22 protein-coding genes and 1 tRNA gene are annotated in these 26,032 nt (G+C 73.0%); 8 read left to right on the top strand and 15 right to left on the bottom strand.

Annotation, left to right across the window (positions count from 1 at the left end; genetic code table 11):
- Positions 1-41 precede the first annotated feature (41 nt).
- The 6 genes from AMK11_RS12245 to pdhA all read right to left on the bottom strand — a co-directional run bounded on the left by AMK11_RS12245 (position 42) and on the right by pdhA (position 7,283).
- Entirely contained in the window at positions 42-1,139 is a 1,098-nt protein-coding gene (locus AMK11_RS12245; protein WP_073726199.1) for a potassium channel family protein, read from the bottom strand.
- Entirely contained in the window at positions 1,136-2,533 is a 1,398-nt protein-coding gene (locus AMK11_RS12240; protein ID WP_073726197.1) for a molybdopterin molybdotransferase MoeA, read from the bottom strand. The genes AMK11_RS12245 and AMK11_RS12240 overlap by 4 nt, the downstream gene beginning before the upstream one ends.
- Positions 2,530-3,510 carry an NTP transferase domain-containing protein gene (locus AMK11_RS12235; RefSeq protein ID WP_198941344.1) on the bottom strand — a complete coding sequence of 327 codons (981 nt, stop codon included), beginning with the start codon at positions 3,508-3,510 and terminating at the stop codon, positions 2,530-2,532. Before AMK11_RS12235 ends, AMK11_RS12240 begins: the two co-directional genes overlap by 4 nt.
- Positions 3,511-3,610: 100 nt before the next feature.
- Positions 3,611-5,101: a dihydrolipoamide acetyltransferase family protein gene (locus tag AMK11_RS12230; protein ID WP_073726195.1), complete on the bottom strand. Its 1,491-nt coding sequence runs from the start codon at positions 5,099-5,101 to the stop codon at positions 3,611-3,613.
- Positions 5,101-6,105, bottom strand: a complete 1,005-nt coding sequence (locus AMK11_RS12225) for an alpha-ketoacid dehydrogenase subunit beta (RefSeq protein ID WP_073726193.1) — start codon at positions 6,103-6,105, stop codon at positions 5,101-5,103. The genes AMK11_RS12230 and AMK11_RS12225 overlap by 1 nt, the downstream gene beginning before the upstream one ends.
- Positions 6,102-7,283, bottom strand: coding sequence for a pyruvate dehydrogenase (acetyl-transferring) E1 component subunit alpha (gene pdhA / locus AMK11_RS12220; protein WP_073726191.1), 1,182 nt, complete (start codon positions 7,281-7,283; stop codon positions 6,102-6,104). The genes AMK11_RS12225 and pdhA overlap by 4 nt, the downstream gene beginning before the upstream one ends.
- Positions 7,284-7,457: 174 nt before the next feature.
- Here pdhA and AMK11_RS12215 point away from each other — a divergent pair, with 174 nt between their 5' ends.
- On the top strand, positions 7,458-7,976 hold the full coding sequence (locus AMK11_RS12215; RefSeq protein ID WP_383579878.1) for an Lrp/AsnC family transcriptional regulator: 519 nt from the start codon (positions 7,458-7,460) through the stop codon (positions 7,974-7,976).
- A gap of 28 nt (positions 7,977-8,004) precedes the next feature.
- Here the strand turns inward: AMK11_RS12215 and AMK11_RS12210 are convergent, their stop codons facing one another.
- Together AMK11_RS12210 and AMK11_RS12205 are read right to left on the bottom strand one after the other, a co-directional pair.
- Positions 8,005-8,625 carry a TetR/AcrR family transcriptional regulator gene (locus AMK11_RS12210; protein WP_073726187.1) on the bottom strand — a complete coding sequence of 207 codons (621 nt, stop codon included), beginning with the start codon at positions 8,623-8,625 and terminating at the stop codon, positions 8,005-8,007.
- Positions 8,622-10,139, bottom strand: coding sequence for a 3-hydroxyacyl-CoA dehydrogenase (locus AMK11_RS12205; protein ID WP_073726185.1), 1,518 nt, complete (start codon positions 10,137-10,139; stop codon positions 8,622-8,624). Before AMK11_RS12205 ends, AMK11_RS12210 begins: the two co-directional genes overlap by 4 nt.
- A 173-nt stretch (positions 10,140-10,312) precedes the next feature.
- Here AMK11_RS12205 and paaN point away from each other — a divergent pair, with 173 nt between their 5' ends.
- On the top strand, positions 10,313-12,004 hold the full coding sequence (gene paaN / locus AMK11_RS12200) for a phenylacetic acid degradation protein PaaN (protein WP_073726183.1): 1,692 nt from the start codon (positions 10,313-10,315) through the stop codon (positions 12,002-12,004).
- Here paaN and AMK11_RS12195 read toward each other — a convergent pair.
- From AMK11_RS12195 to AMK11_RS12170, 6 genes are all read right to left on the bottom strand, one after another.
- Positions 12,001-12,768, bottom strand: a complete 768-nt coding sequence (locus tag AMK11_RS12195; protein WP_073726181.1) for a TrmH family RNA methyltransferase — start codon at positions 12,766-12,768, stop codon at positions 12,001-12,003. The two genes, paaN and AMK11_RS12195, sit on opposite strands and share 4 nt — an antisense overlap.
- Complete coding sequence (locus AMK11_RS12190; RefSeq protein WP_073726179.1) at positions 12,765-14,081, bottom strand: HTTM domain-containing protein; 1,317 nt, start codon at positions 14,079-14,081, stop codon at positions 12,765-12,767. Before AMK11_RS12190 ends, AMK11_RS12195 begins: the two co-directional genes overlap by 4 nt.
- Complete coding sequence (locus tag AMK11_RS12185; protein WP_073726177.1) at positions 14,078-14,863, bottom strand: DUF5819 family protein; 786 nt, start codon at positions 14,861-14,863, stop codon at positions 14,078-14,080. The genes AMK11_RS12190 and AMK11_RS12185 overlap by 4 nt, the downstream gene beginning before the upstream one ends.
- 186 nt (positions 14,864-15,049) lie before the next feature.
- Positions 15,050-15,379: a rhodanese-like domain-containing protein gene (locus AMK11_RS12180; protein ID WP_073726175.1), complete on the bottom strand. Its 330-nt coding sequence runs from the start codon at positions 15,377-15,379 to the stop codon at positions 15,050-15,052.
- A gap of 49 nt (positions 15,380-15,428) precedes the next feature.
- Positions 15,429-16,244 (bottom strand): hypothetical protein, encoded by an 816-nt coding sequence (locus AMK11_RS12175; RefSeq protein ID WP_073726173.1) that lies wholly within the window; start codon positions 16,242-16,244, stop codon positions 15,429-15,431.
- A gap of 178 nt (positions 16,245-16,422) precedes the next feature.
- A complete protein-coding gene (locus AMK11_RS12170) occupies positions 16,423-17,952 on the bottom strand; it encodes a DUF2252 domain-containing protein (RefSeq protein WP_241846952.1) in 1,530 nt (509 codons plus the stop codon).
- 465 nt (positions 17,953-18,417) lie between these two features.
- Between AMK11_RS12170 and AMK11_RS12165 the strand changes: the two genes are divergently transcribed.
- Positions 18,418-19,293: a carbohydrate-binding protein gene (locus AMK11_RS12165; protein WP_073726171.1), complete on the top strand. Its 876-nt coding sequence runs from the start codon at positions 18,418-18,420 to the stop codon at positions 19,291-19,293.
- Positions 19,294-19,380: 87 nt separating this feature from the next.
- Here the strand turns inward: AMK11_RS12165 and AMK11_RS12160 are convergent.
- Positions 19,381-19,467: transfer RNA gene (locus AMK11_RS12160), tRNA-Leu, on the bottom strand.
- Between the two features lie 494 nt (positions 19,468-19,961).
- Here AMK11_RS12160 and fhaA point away from each other — a divergent pair.
- The 5 genes from fhaA (at position 19,962) to AMK11_RS12135 (ending at position 26,027) form a co-directional block, all read left to right on the top strand.
- Positions 19,962-20,843 carry an antibiotic biosynthesis regulator FhaA gene (fhaA, locus tag AMK11_RS12155; RefSeq protein ID WP_073726169.1) on the top strand — a complete coding sequence of 294 codons (882 nt, stop codon included), beginning with the start codon at positions 19,962-19,964 and terminating at the stop codon, positions 20,841-20,843.
- 10 nt (positions 20,844-20,853) lie between these two features.
- Positions 20,854-21,372, top strand: a complete 519-nt coding sequence (gene fhaB, locus AMK11_RS12150; protein ID WP_073726167.1) for an antibiotic biosynthesis regulator FhaB — start codon at positions 20,854-20,856, stop codon at positions 21,370-21,372.
- A 144-nt stretch (positions 21,373-21,516) separates the two neighbouring features.
- Positions 21,517-23,094, top strand: a complete 1,578-nt coding sequence (locus AMK11_RS12145) for a Stp1/IreP family PP2C-type Ser/Thr phosphatase (protein ID WP_073726805.1) — start codon at positions 21,517-21,519, stop codon at positions 23,092-23,094.
- A 27-nt stretch (positions 23,095-23,121) separates the two neighbouring features.
- A complete protein-coding gene (locus AMK11_RS12140; protein ID WP_073726165.1) occupies positions 23,122-24,558 on the top strand; it encodes an FtsW/RodA/SpoVE family cell cycle protein in 1,437 nt (478 codons plus the stop codon).
- Complete coding sequence (locus tag AMK11_RS12135) at positions 24,555-26,027, top strand: peptidoglycan D,D-transpeptidase FtsI family protein (RefSeq protein ID WP_073726163.1); 1,473 nt, start codon at positions 24,555-24,557, stop codon at positions 26,025-26,027. Before AMK11_RS12140 ends, AMK11_RS12135 begins: the two co-directional genes overlap by 4 nt.
- The last annotated feature ends 5 nt before the right edge of the window (positions 26,028-26,032 follow it).

The raw sequence follows: 26,032 nt of genomic DNA, 5'->3' as shown, positions 1-26,032 counted from the left end.
GTCGGTACGGCGTCGGCGCCGGCCGCTTGGGGTCGGCGCCGTCAGTCGCGGGGCAGCGGGCGGGCGTCCGGGGCCACATGCGTGGCCGGAGTCGCCCGCACGATCGTGATCAGGCGGTCCGTCAGCTGGAGCTCGCCGACGGCCGGATCGTCGTAGCCGAGCACCCGGTGCCCGCGCAGGACACTGACCACCAGGTCGCCCACCTCCCGCGGAACCCTGCCCACCTCGGACTTTATGACCGGCCGCTCGATGAGGTCGAGTCCGCTGCCCTGGCTGATCAGGTCTTCCATGACCATGCCGGCGGCGGGGCTGAGCACCGAGAGGCCGAGCAGGCGGCCCGCGGCGCTGGCGCTGGTGATCACGGCGTCGGCGCCGGACTGCTTCAGCAGCGGCGCGTTCTCCTCCTCGCGGACCGCGACCACGATCTTCGCGCCCCGGTTGAGCTGCCGGGCGGTGAGGGTGACCAGTACGGCCGTGTCGTCGCGCTGGGTGGCGATGATGATCTGCTTCGCCCGGAACAGCTCGGCGCGGTTGAGCACATCGCTGCGCGTCGCGTCGCCTATCACGCCCGCGTAGCCGTGGGCCGTGGCGGCCTCGATGGCCTTGCCGCTGGGGTCGACCACGACGACCTGCTCCTTGCGCAGCCCGGTCGCGCAGACGGTCTGGATCGCCGACCGTCCTTTGGTGCCGAATCCGACGACGACGGTGTGATCGCGCAAGGTGGACCTCCAGCGGTTCAGGCGCCACTCCTCCCGAGTGCGCTCGGTGAGGGCTTCCAGCGTGGTGCCGACCAGGATGATCAGGAACATCACGCGCAGGGGCGTGATGACGAAGATGTTGGTCAGCCGGGCGGCGTCACTGACGGGCGTGATGTCGCCGTAGCCCGTGGTGGAAAGGGTGACGGTGGCGTAGTAGAAGGCGTCGAGGAGGTCGACGGAACCGTCGGAGTTGTCGTTGTAGCCGTCGGCGTCGGCGTAGACGATGAAGGCCGTCACCAGCAGGACCACCAGGGCCAGGGACAGCCGCTTGCCGACCTGGCGGATCGGGTGCTCGACCAGCTTCCTGGGGAGTTTCACCCGGTGGGTCACGAGGTGTTCGTCCGCTTGGCGGGCGATCGCGTCCTGGCCCGGAAGTTTCACGTGAAACACACTCCGATACCGCCGGTGGTCCAGGGCAGGTCGAGCAGTTCGGCCTCCTGGCCGGAACGCGCACCGCCCGGCGGTACGACGGCCAGGGCGTCGGCGGCGGCGATGCCGCGCAGCATGGCCGGACCGTTGTAGTGCAGGGGCACGGCACGGTCGCCGCGCAGGAGGACGGGGACCAGCCGGGTGTCGTACGGGTGCCCGTGCACCGCGTCCCGCAGTGGCAGCGTGTAGGGCTCGGGCGCCGGGCGGGCGGCGAGGGTGCGCAGCAGCGGCTCGGCGAGCGTGAGCAGTCCGGAGACGGCGGCGAGGGGGTTGCCGGGCAGGCCGACAAGGTGCTGGTCGTCCCCCAGGCGGGCCAGCAGCATGGGGTGGCCGGGGCGCACCTGGACGCCGTCCACGAGGAGTTCGGCGCCGATGCGGCTCAGGACGGGGTGCACGTGGTCGACGGGGCCCGCGGCGGTGCCGCCGGTCGTGACGATCAGGTCGGCGTCGGAGGCCGTGACGGCGCGGTGCAGGGCCTCGGCGTCGTCGCCGATCCGGCAGACCGTGCGGACCTCGGCGCCCAGGGCACGCAGCCAAGGCGGCAGCATCGGTCCGAGGGCGTCCCGGATGAGGCCGTCGTGCGGCAGTCCCCCGGTGAGCAGCTCGTCACCGAGGACGAGGACGTCGACGCGGGGGCGGGGGACCGCGGTGAGCGTGTCGTACCCGGCGGCCGCCGCGAGGCCCAGTACGGCCGGGGTGACCACGGTGCCGACGGGCAGCAGCTGGTCACCGCCGCGGCACTCCTGGGCGCGCGGCCGGATGTCCTGGCCGTGGACGACCTCGCGGGTGGGGTGCAGGCGACCCCGTTCGTCGGTGCGGCCGTGCTCGGTGCGCAGAACGGCGGTGGTGTCCGCGGGGACGCGGGCGCCGGTGGCGATGCGGACGGCTTCCCCGTCGGTCAGAGGCGCGGGTTCCGCGTGTCCGGCCAGGACGCCTTCGTCGCGCACCGTCCAGGGGGCGGGGCCGGAGACGGCCCAGCCGTCCATCGCGGAGGTGTCGAAGGAGGGCAGGTCGGTGAGGGCGGTGAGCGGGGCGGCCAGAGTGAGACCGAGGGCCGCGTCGAGGGGCGCCGGGACGGGGGCGCGGCGGGCGGCACGGACGGCGGATCGGGCCGCGCGTTCGGCGGTCGCGCGGGCCTCGGGCCAGGGGGTCGCGCGGTGGCGGTCGCCGTGGTGACGGGGGCCGCCGTGGGGGTGCGGGTCGCCGTGGTGTGGGGCGTGCGAGTGGGTAGCCGGTCCGTCGGGGGTGGCGCCGGGAGGGCCGGGGTTCTCCTTCACGAGGGCGAGCGCCTCCTCGACATCGAGGTCGTCGGCTTCCTCGCCGGCCCGGGTGCCGGGGGAGGTCATCGGGTGTCCGGGCGGGTGTCGGGGGTGGCGTCGGCCGGGGCGGGCGGGGCGTCGGCGGCCGCGGCCTCCTCCGCCCAGCGCCCGGCGAGGGCGGCCGCCTTCCGGGCGGTCTCGGCGACGGCCTCGGGGCCGCCCCCGGCCCGTCCGGCCGCGTAGCCGACGAGGAAGGTGGTCAGCGGCGCCGCGGGCCTGGCCACCCCGTGGGCGGCGTCCCGGGCGAGGTCGAGCAGGAGGCCGGTGTCGACGTCGAGGTCGATGCCCAACTCGTCCTTGGCTGCGGAGATCCATTCATCCAACACGTGACCATGCTCCCTGATGCGTGCCCTTGCGGTGGCGATGTCGTGCCAGGTGTCGCAGTCGAAGGAGGCGACGGCGTCTGGGACACGGGTGAGGCGGAGGGCGCCGGTCAGCCGGCGCAGGGGCAGCCCGGTGAGGTCCGCCCGGTCCGTCCCGTCCGCCCCGTCTTCCCGGTCCCGGGTGAGCGCGGCCAGTTCACGGCGCAGCGCGGAGGCCCGGTAGGCGGCGACGAGAGGCTGGTCGCGGCCGTCGGCGTCGGTGAGCAGGACACCGTCGGCATCGCTCGCGGCGAGGGCCGACAGCAGGCGTCCGACGGTGGCGCCGGCCAGGAACGGCAGGTCGGCGGAGAGGACCACGACGTGCTCGGCCGTGGTGTGCCCGAGGCCGGCGGCGAGAGCGGCCAGCGGTCCACCGCCCGGCGGGTCCTCGCGCACCCAGGTCACCGGGCGCGCGGTGGGCCGCGGGGCGGCCACGACGACGGTGCTCCGCGCTCCGGCGCAGGCGGCGAGCACCCGGTCCAGCAGCGCCCGCCCGCCCACGCGCAGGCCGGGTTTGTCGGCACCGCCGAGCCGCCGGGCGGCCCCGCCGGCGAGCACGACGGCGTCGTACCCGACGGGGTCCTCGCCCGGCGCGGGATCGGTGCCGGCGCCGGGGGCACCGGGGGGCTCGTACGCGGTCACCCCCCGAGTATGCGTCCCGGCGCGATCACAGGGAATGCGGGGGAGCCCGCGCGTCAGAGCCGGCGCGCCGCCACCGGTGCCGTCACGTCCGTCGCATCCGTCACAACGTCCGCAGCAGCACCGCCGGCTGTTCCACACAGTCCGCCACGTACCGCAGGAAACCGCCCGCCGTACCGCCGTCGCACACCCGGTGGTCGAAGGTCAGCGACAGCTGCACGACCTGACGCACCGCCAACTCGCCCTCGTGCACCCACGGCTTGGGGACGATGCGGCCGACGCCGAGCATGGCGGCCTCGGGGTGGTTGATGATCGGCGTGGAGCCGTCGACGCCGAAGACTCCGTAGTTGTTCAACGTGAAGGTGGAGCCGGTCAGTTCACCGGGCGTCAGCCGTCCCTCGCGGGCCGTCTCGGTGAGCCGGGCGAACTCGGCGGTGAGCCCTTCGGCGTCCCGCGCGTGCGCGTCGCGGACGACCGGCACGACCAGCCCCCGGTCCGTCTGCGCGGCGAAACCGAGGTGGACGCGGTCGAGCTGGACGACCTCCCTGGCCTCCGTGTCGACCGTGGAGTTCAGCTCGGGGAAGCGGGCCAGGGCGGCCGTGCAGATCCGGGCCAGCAGGGCGACCAGGGAGATCTTCGGTCCGCCCGCCGCGTTCATGGCCGTACGCGCCCGCATCAGCTCGGTCGCGTCGGCGTCCACCCAACAGGTCGCGTCCGGGATCTCGCGCCGGCTGCGGGAGAGTTTGTCGGCGACGGCGCCGCGGACGCCCTTGAGCGGCGTACGGATGCCGCCCGGAGGCACCGCGGAAGACAGGGTGCGCGCGGTGGCCGCGGGGACCTGCTCCCCGGTCGCCCCGACCGCGTGCGGGCCGGTCTCCCGGGCCGCCGTACGGCCGCTGCCCTGGGCCTCGGCGGCCCGCAGGGCGTACTCCACGTCCGCCCGCAGGATCAGCCCGTCCGGCCCGGAGCCGGTCAGCTCCCGCAGATCCAGGTCGTTCTGCCGGGCGAGCCGGCGCACCAGCGGGGAGATGACGGGGACCGGCCCGTCCACCGGCTCGGCGGCCCGGACCCGGCCGTTGGCCCGCCCGACCGCCTCCGCGCCGGACGCCGACCCGGCGGACGCCGCCCCGCCGGTCGCTGCCCCGCCGGACGCCCGCCGCTCCGGCCGTACCCGGCGCCGGCGGGCGGGTGCCTCCGAGGTGCCGTACCCGACCAGGACGTTGCCCGAGCCCTCGGACTTCTTCTCCCCCGTCCCGGGCCCCTCGGCCCGCGGCGCCCGCACGGCACCGTCGCCGGTGCCCGGGTCCTCCGCCGGACGGTGGCCGTCGGCCCCCTCGCCCACCGCCACCGTGATCAGCGGCGCCCCGACCGGCAGCTCGGCGCCCTCCTCGCCGAAGCGGGCGGTGACCACGCCGCCGTACGGGCAGGGCACCTCGACCATCGCCTTGGCCGTCTCGACCTCGACGACCGGCTGGTCGACGGCGACGACGTCGCCGACCTCGACCATCCAGCGCACGATCTCCGCCTCGGTGAGGCCCTCACCGAGGTCGGGGAGCTTGAACTCCAGGCTGCGACCGTCAGAAGCGTGTGCCATCAGCTTTCGGCCTCCCACTGCAGGCGCCCCACGGCGTCCAGGATCCGGTCCACACCGGGCAGGTGGTGGCGCTCCAGCATCGGCGGCGGGTACGGGATGTCGAACCCGGCCACACGCAGCACCGGCGCCTCCAGGTGGTGGAAGCAGCGCTCCGTGACCCGGGCCGCGATCTCCCCGCCCGGGCCCCCGAAGGAACCCGACTCGTGGACGACGACCGCGCGTCCCGTCCGCCGCACCGAAGCGCACACCGTCTCGTCGTCGAACGGCACCAGGGAGCGCAGGTCGACGACTTCGAGGTCCCAGCCCTCGGCCCGGGCCGCCTCGGCCGCCTCCATGCAGACGGCCAGCGACGGCCCGTACGTGATGAGTGTGGCGCTCCGTCCGGAGCGACGCACCACCGCGCGGCCTGTCGGTTCAACGGGTGTCGGCTCCTCGGGGTTCCAGGTGTCCTTCGACCAGTAGAGCCGTTTGGGTTCGAGGAAGACGACCGGGTCGTCGGAGGCGATGGACTGGCGCAGCAGCCCGTAGGCGTCGGCGACGGTCGCGGGCGTGACGACATGGAGCCCCGGAGTCGCCATGTAGTACGCCTCGGACGAGTCGCTGTGGTGCTCGACACCGCCGATGCCACCGCCGTAGGGGACGCGGATGGTCAGCGGCAGGGGCAGCTTCCCGCGCGTGCGGTTGCGCATCTTGGTGACGTGGCTGACGACCTGCTCGAACGCCGGGTAGGCGAAGGCGTCGAACTGCATCTCCACGACCGGGCGCAGCCCGTACATCGCCATGCCGACGGCGGTGCCGAGGATGCCGGCCTCGGCGAGCGGGGTGTCGGTGCAGCGGTCCTCGCCGAACTCCTTCGCGAGTCCGTCGGTGACCCGGAAGACGCCGCCGAGGGTGCCCACGTCCTCGCCCATGACGTGCACGCTCGGGTCGGCGGCCATGGCGTCGCGCAGCGCGCGGGTGAGGGCCTGCGCCATGGTGGCCGGCTTGACGGCGACCGTGGTCATCGCTGTCCCCCTTCGATCGCTCCGGACACGGAACCGGACGCGGCCCCGGTCTCCGCCTCGGCCTCCGCCGCCAGCTCGGCGCGCAGCAGGTCCCGCTGCTCGCGCAGCTGCCCGGTGGGCTCGGCGTAGACGTGGGCGAACAGGTCCATCGGGTCGAGGGCCGGGTCCTGGTTCATGCGGGCGCGCAGGTCGGCGGCCATGGTCTCGGCGTCCTCGCGGGCGGCCGCGACGCCGTCCTCGTCCAGCAGGCCGCGCTCGGTCAGCTCCCGCTCCAGCAGCTCGACCGGGTCGTGCCGGCGCCAGGCCTCGACCTCGGCGTCCCCCCGGTAGCGCGTGGCGTCGTCGGCGTTGGTGTGGGCCTCCACGCGGTACGTGATCGCCTCGACCAGCGTGGGACCGCCGCCCGCGCGGGCGTGCCGAACGGCGTCGGACAGTACCTCGTGCACGGCGACGGCGTCGTTGCCGTCGACCAGGCGGCCGGGCATCCCGTAGCCGACGGCCTTGTGGGCCAGCGACGGGGCGGCGGTCTGCTTGGCGAGCGGCACGGAGATCGCGAAGCCGTTGTTCTGCACGAGGAAGACGACCGGCGCCTGCCAGACGGCGGCGAAGTTCAGCGCCTCGTGGAAGTCGCCCTCGCTGGTGCCGCCGTCGCCGACCATGGCGAGGGCGACCACGTCGTCGCCCTTGAGCCGGGCGGCGTGCGCGAGGCCCACGGCGTGCGGGAGCTGGGTGGCGAGCGGCGTGGACAGGGGGGCGACCCGGTGCTCGCAGGGGTCGTAGCCGGTGTGCCAGTCGCCGCGCAGCAGGGTGAGGGCCTCGACGGGGTCGACGCCGCGGGCGACGACGGCGAGGGTGTCGCGGTAGCTGGGGAAGAGCCAGTCGCGCTCCTGAAGGGCCAGCGCGGCGGCGACCTCGCAGGCCTCCTGGCCGGTGCTGGAGGGGTAGACGGCCAGCCGGCCCTGCTTGGTCAGCGCCGTGGCCTGCGCGTTGTAGCGGCGGCCGTGGACCAGCCGGGCGTACAGCGTGCGCAGCAGGCCGGGGTCGGCCTGCTCGGCGGCCTTCGTGCCGAGGACGCGGTACGGCTCCGCGTCGGGCAGCAGCGGCGCGGGGTCGGTACGGGGCTGCCAGGCGGGCGGCGGTGTGGGCCGGTACGCGCCCCGCTGCTCCATGACCGTCATGACGGCACCTCCTCGTGGGAGCGGCTCTGGGCTCGCCACGGGTGTGACGGGCCTCACCTACCGATTGTTCGGTCGTCGGCACATTTTGGCTACAGGCGGCCCCAGGCTGTGGACAAACGGTTCTCCACAGCCTGAGATGGACGCAGTACGTCCATCGTAAGAAGGCGGGGGGACATGGCATCTGAACAAATGGCCGAACGCCCGGACGACGCCGGCGGTCCCGAGGACTCCGGCACCCCGCCGCCCCCGCGCCCGCTGGACGCCATCGACCAGGACATCCTGCGCATGCTCCAGGCGGACGGCCGCGCCTCGATACGCTCGGTCGCCGAGCGGGTCCACGTCTCGCGCGCGAACGCCTACGCCCGCATCAACCGGCTCGTCGAGGACGGCGTCATCCGCGGCTTCGGCGCCCGCGTCGACCACGAACGGGCCGGGCACGGCACGTCGGCGTACATCACCCTGAAGATCGTCCAGAACTCCTGGCGCACCGTCCGCGCACAGCTGCGCCAGCTCCCCGGGGCCTCGCACATCGCCCTGGTGGGCGGCGACTTCGACGTCCTGCTCCTGGTGCACACCCCCGACAACCGGGCCCTGCGCGAGCTGGTGCTCACCCGCCTCCAGGCCATCCCCGAGGTGCTCAGCACCCGCACCCTGCTGGTGTTCGAGACCGAGGACCTGGAGCCGCAGGGCTGACCACCGGGGCCACGGACGAGTGACCGGCTCAGGACGCCTTGCGCAGCCCTCCGAACACCAGCCGCGCCACCGCGTCGACCACCTCGCGCTCGCCCGCGCCGCCGGCGCCGCCCTCGCCACCCCGGCCGTCGGGACCGTCGGGGCGGTACCACTCGACGATCGAGTTGATCATGCCGAAGACCAGGCGGGTCGCGAGCCTCACCTCCACGTCGGCGCGCACGTCCCCCTCGGCCGCCGCCGCCTTCAGCAGGTCGGCCACCCGGTGGTCGAACTCGCGCCGCCGCTCCAGCGCCCACCGCTCGGTGTCCGTGTTGCCGCGCACCCGCAGCAGCAGCGTCACGTACGGAAGTTCGGCCATCAGCACCTCGACCATGCGTCGCACGACGTACTCCAGCCGCTCGGCGGCTGAGCCCACGCGCGCGTGCTCCTCGTCGAGGATCCCGAACAGCTCGTCCAGGGCCCGGCTCACGGCCCGGCGCAGGAGCTCCTCCTTGCCGGCGACGTGGTGGTAGATCGACGACTTGGAGATGCCGGCCGCCTTGGAGAGGTGCTCCATGGAGGTGCCGTCGTAACCGCGCTCGATGAAGACCTGCACGGCGACGGAGAGCAGCGTCTCGGGCGTGTACGTGTCGCGCCTGGCGGTGGTCATGAGGTGCCGCCTTCCTGCTTGTCGGAGGCGTAGGCGTGGCGGTAGAGCGCCAGGGACGGCGCGTACCGGCCGGTGGGGGCGCACGCGTGCAGGTTGTCGAGGAGCTCGCAGGCCCAGCCTCCGCCGAGCCGGCGGCTCCACTCCAGCGGGCCCAGCGGGTAGTTGACACCCAGGCGCATCGCGGTGTCGACGTCCTCCTCGGTGGCGACGCCCTTGGCGACCGCCTCGACGGCCAGGTCGACGATCCGCGCCACCGTGCGGGCGACGATCATGCCGGGGACGTCGCCGATGACGCTGACCTTCTTGCCGAGCGCCTGGAACAGGCCGGTGGCCTGGGCGACGGTCTCCGGCGAGGTGGACTGCGAGGCGGACAGGGCGACGCGGGTCGCCGCGCGGTAGTCGAGTGCGAGGTCGAAGTACACGACGTCCCGGAACTCCACCGAGGTCTGGCCGTCGGCGAGCACGAGCTGCCCGCCGCTGGGCAGCACGAGCCGGGTGCCCCTGTCCTCGTCCTCCCGGCGCACCTCGATGCCCGCCTCGCGGACCAACGCGACCACCTCGGCGGCGGGCCCGAGGTCGCCCTCGACGACGACGTACGCGGGTGGGCCGGCCGGTTCGGCGGTGTGCGGCTCGGGGCGCTCGGCGCCGTCGCCGTAGTCGTACCAGCCGTGCCCGCTCTTGCGGCCGAGCCTGCCGGACTCGACCAGGCGGCGCTGGGCGAGCGAGGGCGTGAAGCGCACGTCCTGGAAGAAGGCCTGCCACACGGAGTGGGTGACGGACTCGTTGACGTCCTGCCCGATGAGGTCGGTCAGCTCGAAGGCGCCCATGCGGAAGCCGCCCGACTCGCGCAGCACGGCGTCGATGGTGGCCGGGTCGGCGCCCTGGTCCTCGTGGACCGCGAAGGCCTCGGCGTAGAAGGGGCGGGCGACGCGGTTGACGATGAAGCCGGGGGTGTCGGCGCAGGCGACCGGGGTCTTGCCCCAGGCGCGGGCCGTCTCGTACGCGCGCGTGGCCGACGCGACGTCGGTGGCGAACCCGGAGACCACCTCCACCAGCGGCAGCAGCGGGGCGGGGTTGAAGAAGTGCAGGCCGACGAAGCGGCCGGGGTTGCGGAGCGCGCCGCCGATGGCGGTGACGGAGAGGGAGGAGGTGTTGGTGGCGAGCAGGCAGTCGTCGCCGACGACGTCCTCCAGCGCGCGGAACAGCTCCTGCTTGACGTCCAGCCGCTCCAGGACCGCCTCGACGACCAGGGCGCAGTCGGCGAGCTCGGCGAGGGCCTCGGCGGGGCGGAGCCGGGCGCGGGCGGCGTCCCGTTCGGCACTGGTGAGGCGTTCCTTCTCGACGAGCCGGTCGAGCCGGGCGCCGATCGCGTCGGCCGCTTCCCGGGCCCGGCCGGGGGCGGCGTCGTACAGCCGCACGGGGTGGCCCGCGACCAGCGCCACCTGGGCGATGCCCTGCCCCATGGTGCCGGTGCCGACGACGGCGACGGGGCTGCTGAGGTCGAGTGCTGTCATGTGCGCGATCCTCCCGCACGGGGTTTTCCACAGATGCGGCGGTCCCCCTTGTCCCGACCGATCGTTCGGTTACTCTAGCCGTGTCCGCCTCATTCCGCCCAGGTTTCCCCCAGGTCCCGAACTCGACGCCGGAGACGACGGCGGGTTCGTGAAAGACGAGGAGTTGGTCCCGCATGGCCGCCGAACTCACCGCGCACCAGCTGATCGACCGGCACCGGCCGACCCTGGACCAGGCGCTGGAGACGATCCGCACGCGCGCGTACTGGTCACCCCACCCCGAACACCCCAAGGCCTACGGGGAGAACGGCAGCCTGGACGCGGCCGCGGGCAAGGCCGCCTTCGACGCCCTGCTCGGCACCCGCCTCGACCTCGGCCAGCCCGGCACCGACGACTGGGTCGGCGGCGAGGTCTCCCCGTACGGGATCGAGCTGGGCGTGGAGTACCCGCACGCGGACCTCGACGTGCTGCTGCCCGCCATGCGGGCGGGGCAGCGGGCGTGGCGGGACGCGGGCGCGGAAGTGCGTGCGATGGTCTGCCTGGAGATCCTCAAGCGGATCGCGGACCGCACCATGGAGTTCGCCCAGGCGGTCATGCACACCTCCGGGCAGGCCTTCATGATGGCCTTCCAGGCGGGCGGCCCGCACGCGCAGGACCGCGGCCTGGAGGCGGTGGCGTACGCGTACGTGGAGCAGTCCCGCACCCCCGACACGGCCGAGTGGACCAAGCCGCAGGGCAAGCGCGACCCGCTCGCACTGACCAAGACGTTCACGCCGGTCCCGCGCGGCATCGGTCTGGTCATCGGCTGCAACACCTTCCCGACGTGGAACGGCTACCCGGGCTTGTTCGCCTCCCTCGCCACCGGCAACGCGGTCCTGGTCAAGCCCCACCCCCGCGCGGTGCTGCCGCTCGCGATGACCGTGCGGGTCGCCCGCGACGTCCTCACCGAGGCCGGTTTCGACCCGAACCTGGTCGCGCTGGCCGCCGAGCGCCCCGGCGAGGGCATCGCCAAGACCCTGGCCACCCGGCCCGAGATCCGGATCATCGACTACACCGGCTCCACCTCCTTCGGCGACTGGCTGGAGGCCAACGCCCGCCAGGCCCAGGTCTTCACCGAGAAGGCCGGCGTCAACACGGTGATCGTCGAGTCGACCGACGACTACAAGGGCATGCTCGGCAACCTGGCGTTCTCGCTGTCCCTCTACAGCGGCCAGATGTGCACCACCCCGCAGAACCTGCTGATCCCCCGCGACGGCATCCGCACCGACCAGGGCCACAGGACCTACGACGAGGTGACCGCCGACCTCGCCCGTGCCGTCGAGGGCCTCCTCGGCGACGACGCCCGCGCCAACGCCCTGCTCGGCGCCATCGTCAACCCGGACGTCAAGGCCCGCCTGGAGGCCGCCGCCGGACTCGGCGAGGTAGCCCTCGCCTCCCGCGAGGTGGCCAACCCGGAGTTCCCGGACGCGGTCGTGCGCACCCCGGTGATCGTCAAGCTGGACGGCGCCAAGCCCGACGACGAGGCCGCCTGGACCAGCGAGTGCTTCGGCCCGGTCTCCTTCACCGTCGCCGTCGACTCCGCCGACCACGCCGTTCAGCTGCTGCGCCACAGCGTCCGCGAGAAGGGCGCGATGACGGTCGGCGCGTACACGACCGACCCGGAGGTCGAGCAGTCCGTGCGGGAGGCCTGCCTGGAGGAGGCCGCCCAGCTCTCCCTCAACCTCACCGGCGGGGTGTACGTCAACCAGACGGCCGCCTTCTCCGACTTCCACGGCTCGGGCGGCAACCCGGCGGCCAACGCGGCCCTGTGCGACGGCGCGTTCGTCGCGGGCCGCTTCCGGGTGGTGGAGGTCCGCCGCCAGGCCTAGGAGTCCTGGATCGCGCCCCCGGTGGCACTCCAGTGGTACAGCGTCATGGCCACGCTGGTCGCGAGGTTGTAGCTGGAGACCTGGGGGCGCATCGGCAGCGCCACCAGGTGGTCGGCCCGCGCGCGCAGCTCCCGCGACAGCCCGCTGCGCTCGGAGCCGAAGGCGAGCAGCGCGTCGTCCGGCAGCTTCAGCCCGCGGATGTCCTCGCCCCCCGGGTCCAGCGCGAACAGCGGCCCGGACGGCAGCTCCGCCACCTCCAGCCGCTCCACCGCGGTCGCGAAGTGCAGCCCGGCCCCGCCCCGCACCACCGTGGGGTGCCACGGGTCGAGGGTGCCGGTGGTCACGACACCGGTCGCCCCGAAACCGGCGGCCAGCCGGATCACCGCCCCCGCGTTGCCGAGGTTGCGCGGCTGGTCGAGGACGACCACGGGCGCCCGGCGGGGCGTGTGCGCCAGCGCCCGAAGTCCGGCCTCGCGGGAGGGCCGTACGGCCAGGGCGGCCACCGCGGTCGGGTGCGGGCGCGGCACGAGGGATGCGTACGTCTCCGGCGCCACCTCGGTCAGCAGCCCGTCCAGGGCGGACCGTACGTCGGGTGCCAGCTCGTCGGCGAGGGCCAGGGCCGCCGGGCGGTCGGCGGTGACGGCCACGGGGACCTCGGCACCGAAGCGCAGCGCGTGCTTGAGGGCGTGGAAGCCGTCGAGCAGCACGCAGGCACCGGCGTACCGGCGCCAGTCGGCGAGCGGGTCGAGGTCGGGGTCGGTCATGCCCCGAAGCCTACGTGCGTGGGCTCGGGGCCCCCTTTGCCCCCGGAACCGGTCTGCTGGACGCCGGCCTCCTGCGCACCACTCCCGCCGGAACGGGCGCGCGGCCCGGGCACCGTCGCCGTACCGCCGCCGTCCCCGCCCCCGGCCGGCAGCCCGCCCGCCCGCGAGCCCGGCAGCAGGAGCAGCAGCCGGTCCCGCCCGCGTACCGCCCAGCCGCCCGTCCGGCGCAGGAAGGAGGTCGGCAGGAAGACCGCGTCGGCGGCGATCATCGCCAGCGAGAAGAACGGCAGCCCCAGCACCACGGCGATCACCGCGTGCTCGGTCATCATGGCGGCCAGCAGCACGTTCTTGACCCGCCGGTTGAACAGCGTGAACGGGAAGGCGACCTGCACGGCGACCGTGCCGTAGGTGATGAGCATGACCATCGTGCCGCTGGCCGACAGGGCGTCGGAGAGCGCGGGCCACGGCGAGAAGTAGTCCAGGTGCAGCGGGTAGAAGACCGCGGTGCCGTCCTGCCAGCGCGAGCCCTGGATCTTGTACCAGCCCGCCGTGGCGTAGATCAGACAGGCCTCGGCCATGATCACGACCAGGGCGCCGTTGTGCACGACGTTGGTGACCACGTCGAGCAGGATGCGCGGCTGGCCGCTCCCCGTGCCGCGTCCCACGGCCCACCACAGGCCCTGCGCCACCCACACCGCCCACAGCAGCGCCGGGACGAACCAGTCGCCGTTCAGCCCGCCCGCCAGCGTCACCGTGAGCAGCACGAACCCGAACACGCACCACAGCACCGGCCCGACCCGGTCCGCCACCCGCTCACCGCGGGCCCGTGCCTCCTCGGCGCGCCGCGCCCGGCGGGCGTCCAGCGACCAGACCTGGCCGCAGCGGGTGAGGACCAGGTACATGCTCATCAGGTGCAGGACGTTGTCGCCGCCGTCCCCCATGAACACGCTGCGGTTCTGCAGGGACAGCACGCCGACCATGAAGAGGACGGACACGGTCCGGGTACGCCAGCCCAGCAGGAGCAGCACGCTGCTCAGTACGGCCAGCGCGTAGACGATCTCGAACCAGACCTGCCCGTCGGACCACATCAGCACGGTGAAGGCGCCGTTGTCCGCGATCAGCTGCTCGGCGAGGTCGTGGCCCCAGGGGCTGTCGGGGCCGTACAGCTCGTGGCGGTGGGGCAGCTCACGCAGCAGGAACAGCAGCCAGGTGGCGCTGAAGCCGATGCGGATCACGGCCGTCTGGTACGGGCCGAGCGCGGCACCGGTGACGCGGGCGATGCCGCGGGAGACGGAGAGGACGATGCGGTTCACGCGGCGCCCCCCTTCTTCTCACTCTCGCCGGACACCGGCCACCAGGGCAGTTGGCGCACGGTGGGCCGGTCGGAGACCTTCACCCCGCTCCACGGGGGCGGCTCCACGTTGGTGGTCCGGGAGCGGTACTGGACGCGCTCGACCACGCCGTCCGGTCCGGCGGCGTCGTTGCGTTCCAGCCGCAGGACCGCGATGCGCCGCAGATAGGACTCGGAGAGCGTGCCGCGCAGACCCACCGGGCGGTCGTCGGAGTCGTGGGTGGCGACGAAGAAGTCCCAGGCCCGGCGCAGCTCGTTCTGCTGGGTGTGGCTCGGCGCCGGGTTGCCGTCGATGGCCCGGCCGTCCTCGGCGGACAGGTCGTACCAGCCGGTCGTGCGTATACCGCCGTCCGCGGTGCTCACCTCGGCGCGGACCTGGACGGACACGTTCTGCTGGAGGGGGTTGGGGGCGAAGAGCTTCCAGTTCTGCTCGAACTCCGGGAAGACCCACTCGTCCACCGCGGCGCCGTGCTTCTTGGTGAGGGTGTTCGACGGGGCCACGTGCAGGAAGACCAGCCCCAGGTGGGCGCAGACGGCGACAGCGACGACCGCGAGGGCGATCACGGCACCGACCTGGTAGCGCGGGGAGAGCGCGGCGACACCGGTGCGGGGCTCGGCGGGCTGTGCGAGCCCGGCGGTTCCCGCCTCGCCGATGTCGCCGCCGGGTCCGGCCGGTCCGGCCGGGACGTCCTGATCGTCGTCCCGCCCCTGCCGGGCGTCCGATCCTGTGCCGTACGCGTCCATTCCGCCCCGTTCCGGTCCTGATCCTCGTTCCGCCCGCCCCACCGCGGGGCGCCCGCGCACCACTGGTGCGGCTGCTCGGCGACGTTCGAACGGGAACGGTACTCAGGACCGGCCGCCCGCACACCCCCCGGCGGACCGACCGCGCCGTGGGCGACACCACACCGGCGGGAGGTGCCAGGGCCTGTCCTAGACGACGTGCCCCGGCTCGCCCTTGCCGTCCACCACGGGCCGCCCGGCCGCCGCCCACACCTGCATGCCGCCGGCGACGTTCACGGCGTCGACGCCCTGCTGGACCAGGTACATGGTGACCTGGGCCGAACGGCCGCCGGAGCGGCAGATCACGTGGACGCGGCCGTCCTGCGGCGCGGCGTCGGTCAGCTCACCGTACCGGGCGACGAACTCGCTGATGGGAATGTGCAGCGCCCCGGCGGCGTGACCCGCCTGCCACTCGTCGTCCTCGCGGACGTCCAGCAGGAAGTCGCCGTCCTTGAGGTCCGTGACCTCGACCGTGGGCACACCAGCTCCGAAACTCATGCCCCAGACGCTACCGGAGCCACCGCCCGGCTCACTCCTGCCCGAGCGCCGCCGCCAGCTCCGCCTCGCGCTCCCGCACCTGGGTCGCGAGCTGTTCGGCGATCTCCTCCAGCAGCCGGTCGGGATCGTCCGGGGCCAGCCGCAGCATGCCGCCGATCGCGCTCTCCTCCAGCTCCTTGGCGAGCAGCGTGAGCATCTCCTTGCGCCGGTCGAGCCATTCGAGGCGGGCGTACAGCTCTTCGCCCCGGCTCGGGCGCCGCTCGGGCACCGGCCCCGCGGCCCACTCCCCGGCCAGCTCACGCAGCGCTTCCTCGTCACCGCGGGCGTAGGCGGCGTTGACCCGGGTGATGAACTCCTCGCGCCGGGCCCGCTCGTCCTCCTCCTGCGCCAGGTCGGGGTGGGCCTTGCGGGCCAGCTCGCGGTAGAGCTTGCGGGCCTCCTCGCTCGGCCGCACCCGCTGCGGGGGGCGTACCGCCTGGTCCGTGAGCATCGCCGTGGCCTCCGGGAACAGCCCGTCCCCGTCCATCCAGCCGTGCAGCAGCTCCTCGACCCCGGGGATGGGCATCAGCCGGGCCCGCGCCTCGTCGGCCCGGCGCCGGTCCTCGGCGTCACCGGTGCGGGCGGCCCGTGCCTCCAGGATCTGCGCCTCCAGCTCCTCCAGGCGCGCGTACACCGGTCCGAGCCGCTGCTCGTGCAGGCGGGAGAAGTTCTCCACCTCCACGCGGAAGGTCTCCAGCGCGATCTCGTACTCGATGAGTGCCTGCTCGGCGGCCCGTACGGCCTTCTCCAGCCGTTCCTCGGGACGCGGCGCACCCCCCTGCTCGGGCTCAGCTTCGGGCGTCGTCACCCGACCAGCCTAGGGCCTGTCCGGCGGATCAGGTCGCAGCGAGCCGACGGCACCTGATCAGTGCGGGTGAGCGGAGCCGATGGGGCCCTCCCGCGCGAGCGCAGTCGAGCGTGGAGGGAGTCGCGCCCCAAGGCCTGCGGGCCGGGGAGGCCGCCCGCGCGGTGTCCGGCAGACCGCCTCACACCCCCAGCTCCGCCGCGACCCGCCCCGTCCGCACGGCGGCGAGCAGTACGGCGTGATCGGCCTCCGTGCGGTCGGCGTAGGCCACGGCGAAGGCGGCCACCGCCTCGTCCAGCTCGCCGTTCTTGCCGCAGTAGCCGGCGATCAGCCGCGGGTCGGCGCTGTGCGCGTGGGCACGGGCCAGCAGGGCGCCGGTCATCCGGCCGTAGTCGTCCATCTGGTCGGCGGCCAGGGCGGTGGCGTCGACACTGCCCTTGCGGTTGCGGAACTGCCGTACCTGGAAGGGCCGCCCGTCGACCGTGGTCCAGCCCAGCAGGATGTCGCTGACCACCTGCATCCGCTTCTGCCCCATGACCACCCGGCGCCCCTCGTGCCCCGCCCCGGGGGCGTCGAACCCCGCGGTCGCCAGGTGGGGCAGCAGCGCGGAGGGCCGGGCCTCCTTCACCTGGAGCACGAGCGGTTCACCTCGGTGGTCCAGGAGCAGGACGACGTACGACCGCGTACCGACGCTGCCGGTGCCCACGACCCGGAAGGCGACATCGTGCACGGCGTACCGGGCGAGCAGCGGGAGCCGGTCCTCGGAGAGGGTCGCCAGGTACGGCTCCAGGGCCGCCGCGACCGACGCCGCCTCGGCGGCCGGGACGCGCCGCAGCACCGGCGGGGCGTCCACGAAACGCCGTCCGCCGTCCTCGGTGGCCTCGGTCGACTTGGCGGCGAAGCGTCCGCTGGTGTTGGCGCGGGCCTTCTCGGAGACCCGTTCCAGGGTGCCGAGCAGGTCGTGGGCGTCGGTGTGGGAGACCAGCTCCTCGTCCGCGATGGCGTTCCAGGCGTCCAGCGCGGGGAGCTTCGCCAGCAGCCGCATGGTGCGCCGGTAGGCGCCGGCCGTGTCATGGGCGGCCTCGCGGCAGGTGGCCTCGTCGGCGCCGGCCTCCCGGCCCGCGAGGACGATCGAGGCGGCGAGCCGTTTGAGGTCCCACTCCCAGGGGCCGTGCACGGTCTCGTCGAAGTCGTTCAGGTCGATGACGAGGCCGCCGCGGGCGTCGCCGTAGAGACCGAAGTTGGCGGCGTGCGCGTCGCCGCAGATCTGCGCGCCGATGCCGGTCACCGGGGTGCGCGCCAGGTCGTACGCCATCAGCCCGGCCGACCCGCGCAGGAAGGCGAACGGCGTGGCCGCCATCCGGCCCGCGCGTATGGGAGTGAGCCCGGGTATCCGGCCGCGGTTGGACTCCTCGACCGCGCTCACCGCGTCCGGGCGGGAGCCGTCCAGGTCGAGCGCGGCGTGCGCGGACCGCGGGACGCGCGTGCGCAGCGCCTTGCCCTCCGCCTTCGGCGACCCGCCGGCGGGCCACCGCGCGAACCCGGGCACGTCCGGCACCCGGCCGACGCCTCCCTCGGCGCCGCCCGCCGAATCCGCCGACTCCGCCGCGTCCGTCACGTCCACCACATTCACCACATTCACCACGTCCCCCACATCCACCGCACCGGCCTCGTCCGCCGCGCCGCGCGTCCCCGTCATCGCCTCGGCCATCCCGGCCGCCTCCCCGTCCTCGTACCTGAGCCGTCCCGCCCTCCTGGGCCACACCGGCACCGATTGAGCCACCGCCCGGACCGGGCCCGGACCCAGGAGACCCCGAGCCCACCGGACCCGGCCTCCCCCGGCCTCGTCAGCCCGGCGTCAACGCGCCACGACCGTACCGCCGCACGAACCGTCCGTACACGCCGCCTCCCGCCCCACCCACCTGAGTCACTCCAACCCGCGAACGCGCCCCACCAGCCCCGCATAACGCCGGGCAGAGGGCGAAACAGGAGGTGCCCGGGCCCCGGCCGCCGCGCCTACGGTTTCCAGCGATCACCACGGAGCGCGCCCGTCGAAGCAACGACAGCAGCCTGCCCCGCGCCGGCGGGCGCGCTCCCTGTCCCCGACGTCCCGGATTCCGCACGTCCCGCCCAGCTTCCCCAGGGACCACCCCACCGAGGAGACCGAGGAACCGCCATGACCTCCGACGCCCCCACCTCCCCCACCGGCCCCGACGAGCCCGGGCCCGGCGCCGCCCCCGACCGCGGCGTCAGCCGCAAGACGCTGCTCAGGGCGGCCGTCGCCGCCGGCGCCGCCGTCCCGCTGCTCGCCACCGGCTCGATCGCGCTGGCCCGGGACGCCGCCCGAAGCTCCACCGGCCGGACCCTGCCGCCGACCCCCTACTGCGACGACGGCGACGACCCGACGCCCGACCAGATGGAGGGCCCCTACTTCAAACCGAACTCCCCGCTCCGCACCGACCTGGTGACACCCGGCACCCCGGGCACCCCGCTGACCGTCAGCGGTTACGTCTTCGGCCGCAACTGCGTCCCGCTGTCCGGCGTGCTCCTGGACTTCTGGCAGGCCGACAACGCCGGCGCCTACGACATGGCCGGGTACCGCTTCCGGGGCCACCAGTTCACCGACGCCTCCGGCGCCTTCACCCTGCGCACGATCGTCCCCGGCCTCTACCCGGGCCGCACCCGGCACATCCACGTCAAGGCGCAGGCGCCCGGCGAGCCCGTGCTGACCACCCAGCTCTACTTCCCCGGCGAGCCCCGCAACAGCACGGACGCGATCTTCGACCCGGCGCTGCTGATGAACGTCCGCGACGCCGGCGGCGGCAAGGAGGCCACCTTCGACTTCGTCCTGAACGTGGACGGCGGCCCGGGCCCGGACCCCACCGACCCGCCCACCGACCCCCCGGGCGGCACCTGGGCGGCCGGCCGTTCCTACGCGGCCGGGGACCGGGTGACGCACGGCGGGAGCGCCTACCGCTGTCTCCAGGCACACACCTCGATGGCCGGCTGGGAGCCGCCCAACGTGCCCGCCCTGTGGCGCCGCGAGGCCTGAGACCTTCCTCACAGCACCCGGCACCCCACGGCCCGGCACCCGAACACGCGGAAGCCCCTCAGGTCCGAGACCTGAGGGGCTTCCGGCTGGTGCGCGAGGGGGGAGTTGAACCCCCACGCCCTTGCGGGCACTGGAACCTGAATCCAGCGCGTCTGCCTATTCCGCCACCCGCGCATTGGGTGTGTCCTCGGGGCCTTTCCTTGCGGTCCGGCGCCTTCCGACACGAGAACATTAGCACGCTGTACGGGGTGGATTCACATCCCTTTCCCGGCGGTGAAGGGCGGGCAAGGGCAGGGGAACCGGGACGCCCGCCCTCCTTCGGGCACTCGTCACGGCCGCCGGCCGTTCACGTATCAACCTCGTACCGGTCCGGCGCATCCGCCCAGGAGCCGGTGGGGGTCCACGGCCGGGTGCGGGACACTGGTCTGCGGCCGCCTCTACGATCCTGGGCATGAGTACCGGGAGGCACCGGGAGGCGTCGACACCGTCGACCGGGCCGACAGGGGGAACCAGCCGATCGACCGGCGCGTGGATACGATCAGTAAGCAGTACCAGGTGGACAGTGCGCGCGTGAGCGGTACGCACGCGGGAAGTACGCAGGAAAGCAGTACGCGAAACAGCAGTACGCAAGGCAGCGGACAGGACGGCGTCGACGGAGGAGGTGCCCCATGGGAGTCCTGAAGAAGTTCGAGCAGCGTCTCGAAGGTCTGGTCAACGGCACCTTCGCGAAGGTGTTCAAGTCCGAGGTGCAGCCCGTGGAGATCGCGGGAGCACTCCAGCGTGAATGCGACAACAACGCGACCATCTGGAACCGCGACCGCACCGTCGTACCCAACGACTTCATCGTGGAGCTGAGCACGCCCGACTTCGAGCGCCTCAGCCCCTACTCCGGCCAGCTCGGCGACGAACTCGCCGGCATGGTCCGCGACTACGCCAAGCAGCAGCGCTACACCTTCATGGGACCGATCAAGGTCCACCTGGAGAAGGCGGACGACCTCGACACCGGCCTGTACCGGGTGCGCAGCCGTACGCTCGCCTCCTCCAGCAGCCACCAGGGCGGCCCGGCACCCGCCGGATCCGCCGCGCCCCCCGCCCCGTCCGGACGCCCCGGCGCACCCGGCGGCGGCTACGGCTACCCGCCGGCCTCCGCCCCCGCGGGCGCCCCGCCCATGCCGTCCACGCCGCCGCCCGGCGGCCGCCCCGGCGGATACGGCTACCCGCAGCCCGCGGGCGGCCAGCAGCCCCCGGCCGCACCCGCGGCCGGCGGACGCACCCGCCACTGGATCGAGATCAACGGCACCCGCCATCAGATCTCCCGCGCGACCCTCGTCCTCGGACGCAGCACCGAGGCCGACGTGCGGATCGACGACCCCGGCGTCTCCCGCCGGCACTGCGAGATCCGGACCGGAACGCCCTCGACGATCCAGGATCTCGGGTCCACCAACGGCATCGTGGTGGACGGGCAGCACACCACCCGCGCTACGCTCCGCGACGGCTCGCGGATCGTCGTGGGCAGCACCACCGTTATCTATAGGCAAGCCGAAGGGTGATCCGGGGGCAATGTCAGAGCTGACCCTCACGGTCATGCGGCTGGGTTTCCTGGCCGTACTGTGGCTGTTCGTGATCGTGGCCGTGCAGGTCATCCGCAGCGACCTGTTCGGCACGCGGGTCACCCAGCGCGGAGCACGGCGCGGCGCCGACCGGCCGCAGCAGGCCGCCGCGCGCCAGGGCCAGGCGCCACCGCCGCAGCGCCAGCAGCAGGGCGGCGGCCGGGGACGCCGCGGCGCCCCCACCAAGCTGGTCGTGACGGAGGGCACCCTCACCGGCACCACCGTTGCCCTCCAGGGCCAGACCATCACGCTCGGCCGGGCACACGACTCGACGATCGTGCTGGACGACGACTACGCCTCCAGCCGCCATGCCAGGATCTACCCGGACCAGAACGGCCAGTGGATCGTCGAGGACCTGGGCTCCACCAACGGCACCTACCTGGACCGGTCCCGGCTGACGACCCCCACACCGATTGGCCCGGGCGCGCCGATCCGCATCGGCAAGACCGTCATCGAGCTGCGGAAGTAGTGCTACACCAATGATTGAGCGCGAGCGGAGCGAGCACGCACCGGCGGCCGGCACCCCGGGCCCCGGCGCGCTCCCGACCGGAGGGTGGGCAGTGTGGCTCGACACGACCGGCTGTACCCGGAGCAGCCGACGGGCGAGGTGGGCATGAGTCTGTCACTGCGCTTCGCCGCCGGTTCCCACAAGGGCATGATCCGGGAGGGCAACGAGGACTCCGGCTACGCCGGCCCCCGCCTGCTCGCCATCGCCGACGGCATGGGCGGCCAGGCCGCCGGCGAGGTCGCCTCCTCCGAGGTGATCTCCACCATCGTCGCCCTCGACGACGACGTACCCGGCTCCGACGTCCTCACCTCCCTCGGCCACGCCGTCCAGCGCGCCAACGACCAGCTGCGGCAGATGGTCGAGGAGGACCCCGCCCTGGAGGGCATGGGCACCACCCTCACCGCTCTGCTGTGGACCGGCCAGCGCCTCGGCCTCGTCCACGTCGGCGACTCCCGCGCCTACCTCCTGCGCGACGGCGTCCTCACCCAGATCACGCAGGACCACACCTGGGTGCAGCGCCTCGTCGACGAGGGCCGCATCACCGAGGAAGAGGCCGGCACCCACCCCCAGCGCTCCCTGCTGATGCGGGCGCTCGGCAGCGGCGACCACGTCGAACCCGACCTGTCCATCCGCGAGGTGCGGGCCGGCGACCGCTACCTCATCTGCTCCGACGGACTGTCCGGCGTCGTCTCCCACCAGACGATGGAAGACACCCTCGCCAGCTACCAGGGCCCCCAGGAGACCGTGCAGGAGCTGATCCAGCTCGCGCTGCGCGGCGGCGGCCCCGACAACATCACCGTCATCGTCGCCGACGTCCTCGACCTCGACACCGGCGACACCCTCGCCGGACAGCTGTCCGACACCCCGGTCGTGGTCGGCGCCGTCGCCGAGAACCAGGCCCAGTTCGGCGACAACGGCATCATGCAGACCCCGGCCGGCCGCGCCGCCGGCCTCGGCCGCCAGAGCGGCGGCCGGCACGGCGGCGGCGGCGAGTTCGGCCCGCCCGGCAGCGGCGACACCACCGGCTTCATCCCCGCCGGCGGCTTCGACGACTACGGCCCCGACGACTTCGTCAAACCCCGCAAGAACCGCAAGTGGCTCAAGAGATCCCTCTACACGGTGCTCGCCCTCGCCGTCATCGGCGGCGGCATGTACGGCGGCTGGCGCTGGACCCAGACCCAGTACTACGTCGGCACCAAGGACGACCACCTCGCGCTGTACCGGGGCATCAGCCAGGACCTCGCCTGGGTCTCGCTCTCCAAGGTCCAGAAGGACCACCCCGAGATCGAACTCAAGTACCTGCCGCCCTACCAGCAGAAACTGGTCGAGGCCACCATGCCCGAAGGCGACCTCGCCGACGCGCGCGCCAAGATCGAGGAACTGGCGGTCCAGGCCTCCGCCTGCAAGAAGCAGGCCGAGCGCCGCTCCGCGCAGGACGCGAAGAACGAGCAGGACGCCAAGAACGAGCAGAACGCGAAGACGGGCCAGGGCCAGGCCGGAGGCACCACGGGAACCACACCCGCCTCCTTCACGTCCAAGGCCTCACCGAGCCCGAGCACGTCGGGAACGCCGAAGGCACCCGAATCGTCCGAGCCCCCGTCCACGACCGCACCCACTCCTGGCCCCGGCCCGACCCTCTCGGAGGAAGAGCAGAAGGTCGTCTCGCTGTGCGGTAAGCAGTAGGCAAGCCGTGAGAGGCACCGTCACCCGATGAGCAGTACTTCCAACTCGCCGACGCACCACACGTCCACGATCGGCGCCATCGGCGCGCCGAGCCGGCGCAACACCGAGCTGGCGCTGCTCGTGTTCGCCGTCCTCATCCCGGTCTTCGCGTACGCCAACGTGGGACTGGCCATCAACGACGAGGTACCCGCCGGCCTGCTGAGCTACGGCCTCGGCCTCGGCCTGCTGGCCGGCGTCGGCCACCTCGTCGTACGCAAGTTCGCGCCCTACGCGGACCCGCTGATGCTGCCCCTGGCCACCCTCCTCAACGGACTCGGCCTCGTCGCCATCTGGCGCCTGGACCAGTCCGAACTCCTCCAGTCCATCGACCAGGCCGGCAACGCCGCACCCCGCCAGCTGATGTACACCGCGATGGGCATCGCCCTGTTCGTGGCCGTGCTGATCTTCCTCAAGGACCACCGCGTCCTGCAGCGCTACACCTACATCTCCATGGTCGGCGCCCTGATCCTGCTGCTGCTCCCGCTGGTACCGGGCCTCGGCCGCGACGTCTTCGGCGCCCGGATCTGGATCCAGGTCGGCTCCTTCTCCATCCAGCCGGGCGAGTTCGCCAAGATCGTGCTGGCCGTGTTCTTCGCCGGCTACCTGATGGTCAAGCGCGACGCGCTCGCCCTCGCCAGCCGCCGCTTCATGGGCCTCTACCTGCCCCGCGGCCGCGACCTCGGCCCCATCCTGGTCGTCTGGATGGTCTCCATCCTCATCCTGGTCTTCGAGACCGACCTCGGCACCTCGCTGCTCTTCTTCGGCATGTTCGTGATCATGCTGTACGTCGCCACCGAGCGCACCAGCTGGATCGTCTTCGGCCTGCTGATGTCCGCCGTCGGCGCCGTCGGCGTCGCCACCTTCGAACCCCACATCCAGCAGCGCGTCGACGCCTGGCTCGACCCGATGAAGGAGTACACGCTCTCCCGCGCCGGCCAGGGCGGCCACTCCGAGCAGGCCATGCAGGCCCTGTGGGCCTTCGGCTCCGGCGGCACCCTCGGCTCCGGCTGGGGCCAGGGCCACTCCGACCTGATCCGGTTCGCCGCCAACTCCGACTTCATCCTCGCCACCTTCGGCGAGGAACTCGGCCTCGCCGGCCTCATGGCGCTGCTCCTGCTCTACGCCCTCATCGTCGAGCGCGGCGTACGCACCGCCCTCGCCGCCCGCGACCCCTTCGGCAAGCTCCTCGCCATCGGCCTCTCCGGCGCCTTCGCCCTCCAGGTCTTCGTCGTCGCCGGCGGCGTCATGGGCCTCATCCCGCTCACCGGCATGACCATGCCCTTCCTGGCGTACGGAGGCTCCTCCGTCATCGCCAACTGGGCCCTGATCGGCATCCTGCTGCGCATCAGCGACACGGCTCGCAGACCCGCACCAGCGGCACCCGCGAACCCCGACGCCGAGATGACCCAGGTGGTCCGCCCGTGAACAAGCCACTGCGCCGCATCGCACTCTTCTGCGGCCTCCTCGTCCTCACCCTGCTCATCCGCGACAACTGGCTCCAGTACGTCCAGGCCGACGAGCTCAAGGAGGACGAGCACAACCGCCGCGTCGCCATCGAGCGGTACGCCAGCCCCCGCGGCGACATCATCGTCGACGGCCAGGCCATCACCGGCCACGCCACCACCGACGGCGACTTCAAGTACAAGCGCACCTACAAGGACGGCGCCATGTGGGCGCCCGTCACCGGCTACGTCTCCCAGGCCTACGGCGCCACCCAGATCGAAGCCATCAACGACGGCATCCTCACCGGCAACGACGACCGGCTCTTCTTCCGCAACACCCTCGACATGATCACCGGCAAGCAGCGCGAGGGCGGCAACGTCGTCACCACCCTCAACAGCGCCGCCCAGAAAGCCGCCTACGACGGACTGAAGAAGCAGGGCGGCAAGGGCGCCGTCGTCGCCATCGAACCCTCCACCGGCAAGATCCTCTCGATGGCCTCCTACCCCTCGTACGACCCCACCGCCATCGCGGGCAGCGACGGCGCGGCCGGCGAAGCCTGGAACAAGCTCCAGAAGAAGAACAACCCCGACGACCCGATGCTCAACCGCGCCCTGCGCGAGGTCTACCCGCCCGGCTCCACCTTCAAGGTGCTCACCGCGGCCGCCGCCCTGGAACACGGCCTGTACGACTCGGCCGACGAGAAGACCGACTCCCCGCTGCCCTGGACCATGCCCGGCACCACCACCGAACTGCCCAACGAGGGCGACCTCCCCTGCGAGGACGCCACCCTCCGCGAGGCACTGCGGGTGTCCTGCAACACCGTCTTCGGCAAGATCGGCTCCAACCTCGGCAACGACAAGATGCTGGAGACCGCCGAGGAGTTCGGCTTCAACGAGGAGCAGTTCGTCCCCGTCCGCTCCAGCGCCTCCGTCTTCTCCGACGACATGAACGAGTCGCAGACCGCGCTCTCCGCCATCGGCCAGTACAACACCGCCGCCACCCCGCTGCAGATGGCCATGGTCACCTCCGCCATCGCCAACAACGGCACCCTGATGAAGCCGTACATGGTCGACGAACTCCAGGCCCCCAACCTCGACACCATCGAGAAGACCGACCCCGAGGAGATGAGCGAGCCGCTGTCCGCGGACAACGCCCAGATCCTCCAGTCCATGATGGAGACCGTCGTCGAGGACGGCACGGGAACCAACGCGCAGATCGACGGCGTCACCGTGGGCGGCAAGACCGGCACCGCACAGCACGGCGTCGACAACAGCGAGAACCCCTACGCCTGGTTCATCTCCTACGCCAAGGCCGAGGACGGCAGCTCGCCCGTCGCCGTCGCCGTGGTGATCGAGGACGAGAACGCCAACCGCGACGACATCTCCGGCGGCGGCCTCGCGGCCCCGATCGCCAAGAACGTGATGGAGGCCGTGCTGGAGAGCAAGAAGTGACCACA

The organism is Streptomyces sp. CB02414 (assembly GCF_001905385.1).
Taxonomy (GTDB): domain Bacteria; phylum Actinomycetota; class Actinomycetes; order Streptomycetales; family Streptomycetaceae; genus Streptomyces.
Note: the sequence above shows the minus strand (reverse complement) of the source record. Positions and strands in the feature narration are given on the sequence as shown.

What these genes read in the sequence shown, in the direction of transcription:
- AMK11_RS12230 (WP_073726195.1), bottom strand. Translation starts at nt 5,101, where the DNA reads ATGGCACACGCTTCTGACGGTCGCAGCCTGGAGTTCAAGCTCCCCGAC.
- AMK11_RS12145 (WP_073726805.1), top strand. Translation starts at nt 21,517, where the DNA reads ATGAGTCTGTCACTGCGCTTCGCCGCCGGTTCCCACAAGGGCATGATC.
- fhaA (WP_073726169.1), top strand. Translation starts at nt 19,962, where the DNA reads ATGGGAGTCCTGAAGAAGTTCGAGCAGCGTCTCGAAGGTCTGGTCAAC.
- AMK11_RS12210 (WP_073726187.1), bottom strand. Translation starts at nt 8,625, where the DNA reads ATGACCACCGCCAGGCGCGACACGTACACGCCCGAGACGCTGCTCTCC.
- AMK11_RS12140 (WP_073726165.1), top strand. Translation starts at nt 23,122, where the DNA reads ATGAGCAGTACTTCCAACTCGCCGACGCACCACACGTCCACGATCGGC.
- AMK11_RS12205 (WP_073726185.1), bottom strand. Translation starts at nt 10,139, where the DNA reads ATGACAGCACTCGACCTCAGCAGCCCCGTCGCCGTCGTCGGCACCGGC.
- AMK11_RS12240 (WP_073726197.1), bottom strand. Translation starts at nt 2,533, where the DNA reads ATGACCTCCCCCGGCACCCGGGCCGGCGAGGAAGCCGACGACCTCGAT.
- paaN (WP_073726183.1), top strand. Translation starts at nt 10,313, where the DNA reads ATGGCCGCCGAACTCACCGCGCACCAGCTGATCGACCGGCACCGGCCG.
- AMK11_RS12170 (WP_241846952.1), bottom strand. Translation starts at nt 17,952, where the DNA reads ATGGCCGAGGCGATGACGGGGACGCGCGGCGCGGCGGACGAGGCCGGT.
- AMK11_RS12185 (WP_073726177.1), bottom strand. Translation starts at nt 14,863, where the DNA reads ATGGACGCGTACGGCACAGGATCGGACGCCCGGCAGGGGCGGGACGAC.
- AMK11_RS12225 (WP_073726193.1), bottom strand. Translation starts at nt 6,105, where the DNA reads ATGACCACGGTCGCCGTCAAGCCGGCCACCATGGCGCAGGCCCTCACC.
- AMK11_RS12195 (WP_073726181.1), bottom strand. Translation starts at nt 12,768, where the DNA reads ATGACCGACCCCGACCTCGACCCGCTCGCCGACTGGCGCCGGTACGCC.
- fhaB (WP_073726167.1), top strand. Translation starts at nt 20,854, where the DNA reads ATGTCAGAGCTGACCCTCACGGTCATGCGGCTGGGTTTCCTGGCCGTA.
- pdhA (WP_073726191.1), bottom strand. Translation starts at nt 7,283, where the DNA reads ATGACGGTCATGGAGCAGCGGGGCGCGTACCGGCCCACACCGCCGCCC.
- AMK11_RS12215 (WP_383579878.1), top strand. Translation starts at nt 7,458, where the DNA reads ATGGCATCTGAACAAATGGCCGAACGCCCGGACGACGCCGGCGGTCCC.
- AMK11_RS12165 (WP_073726171.1), top strand. Translation starts at nt 18,418, where the DNA reads ATGACCTCCGACGCCCCCACCTCCCCCACCGGCCCCGACGAGCCCGGG.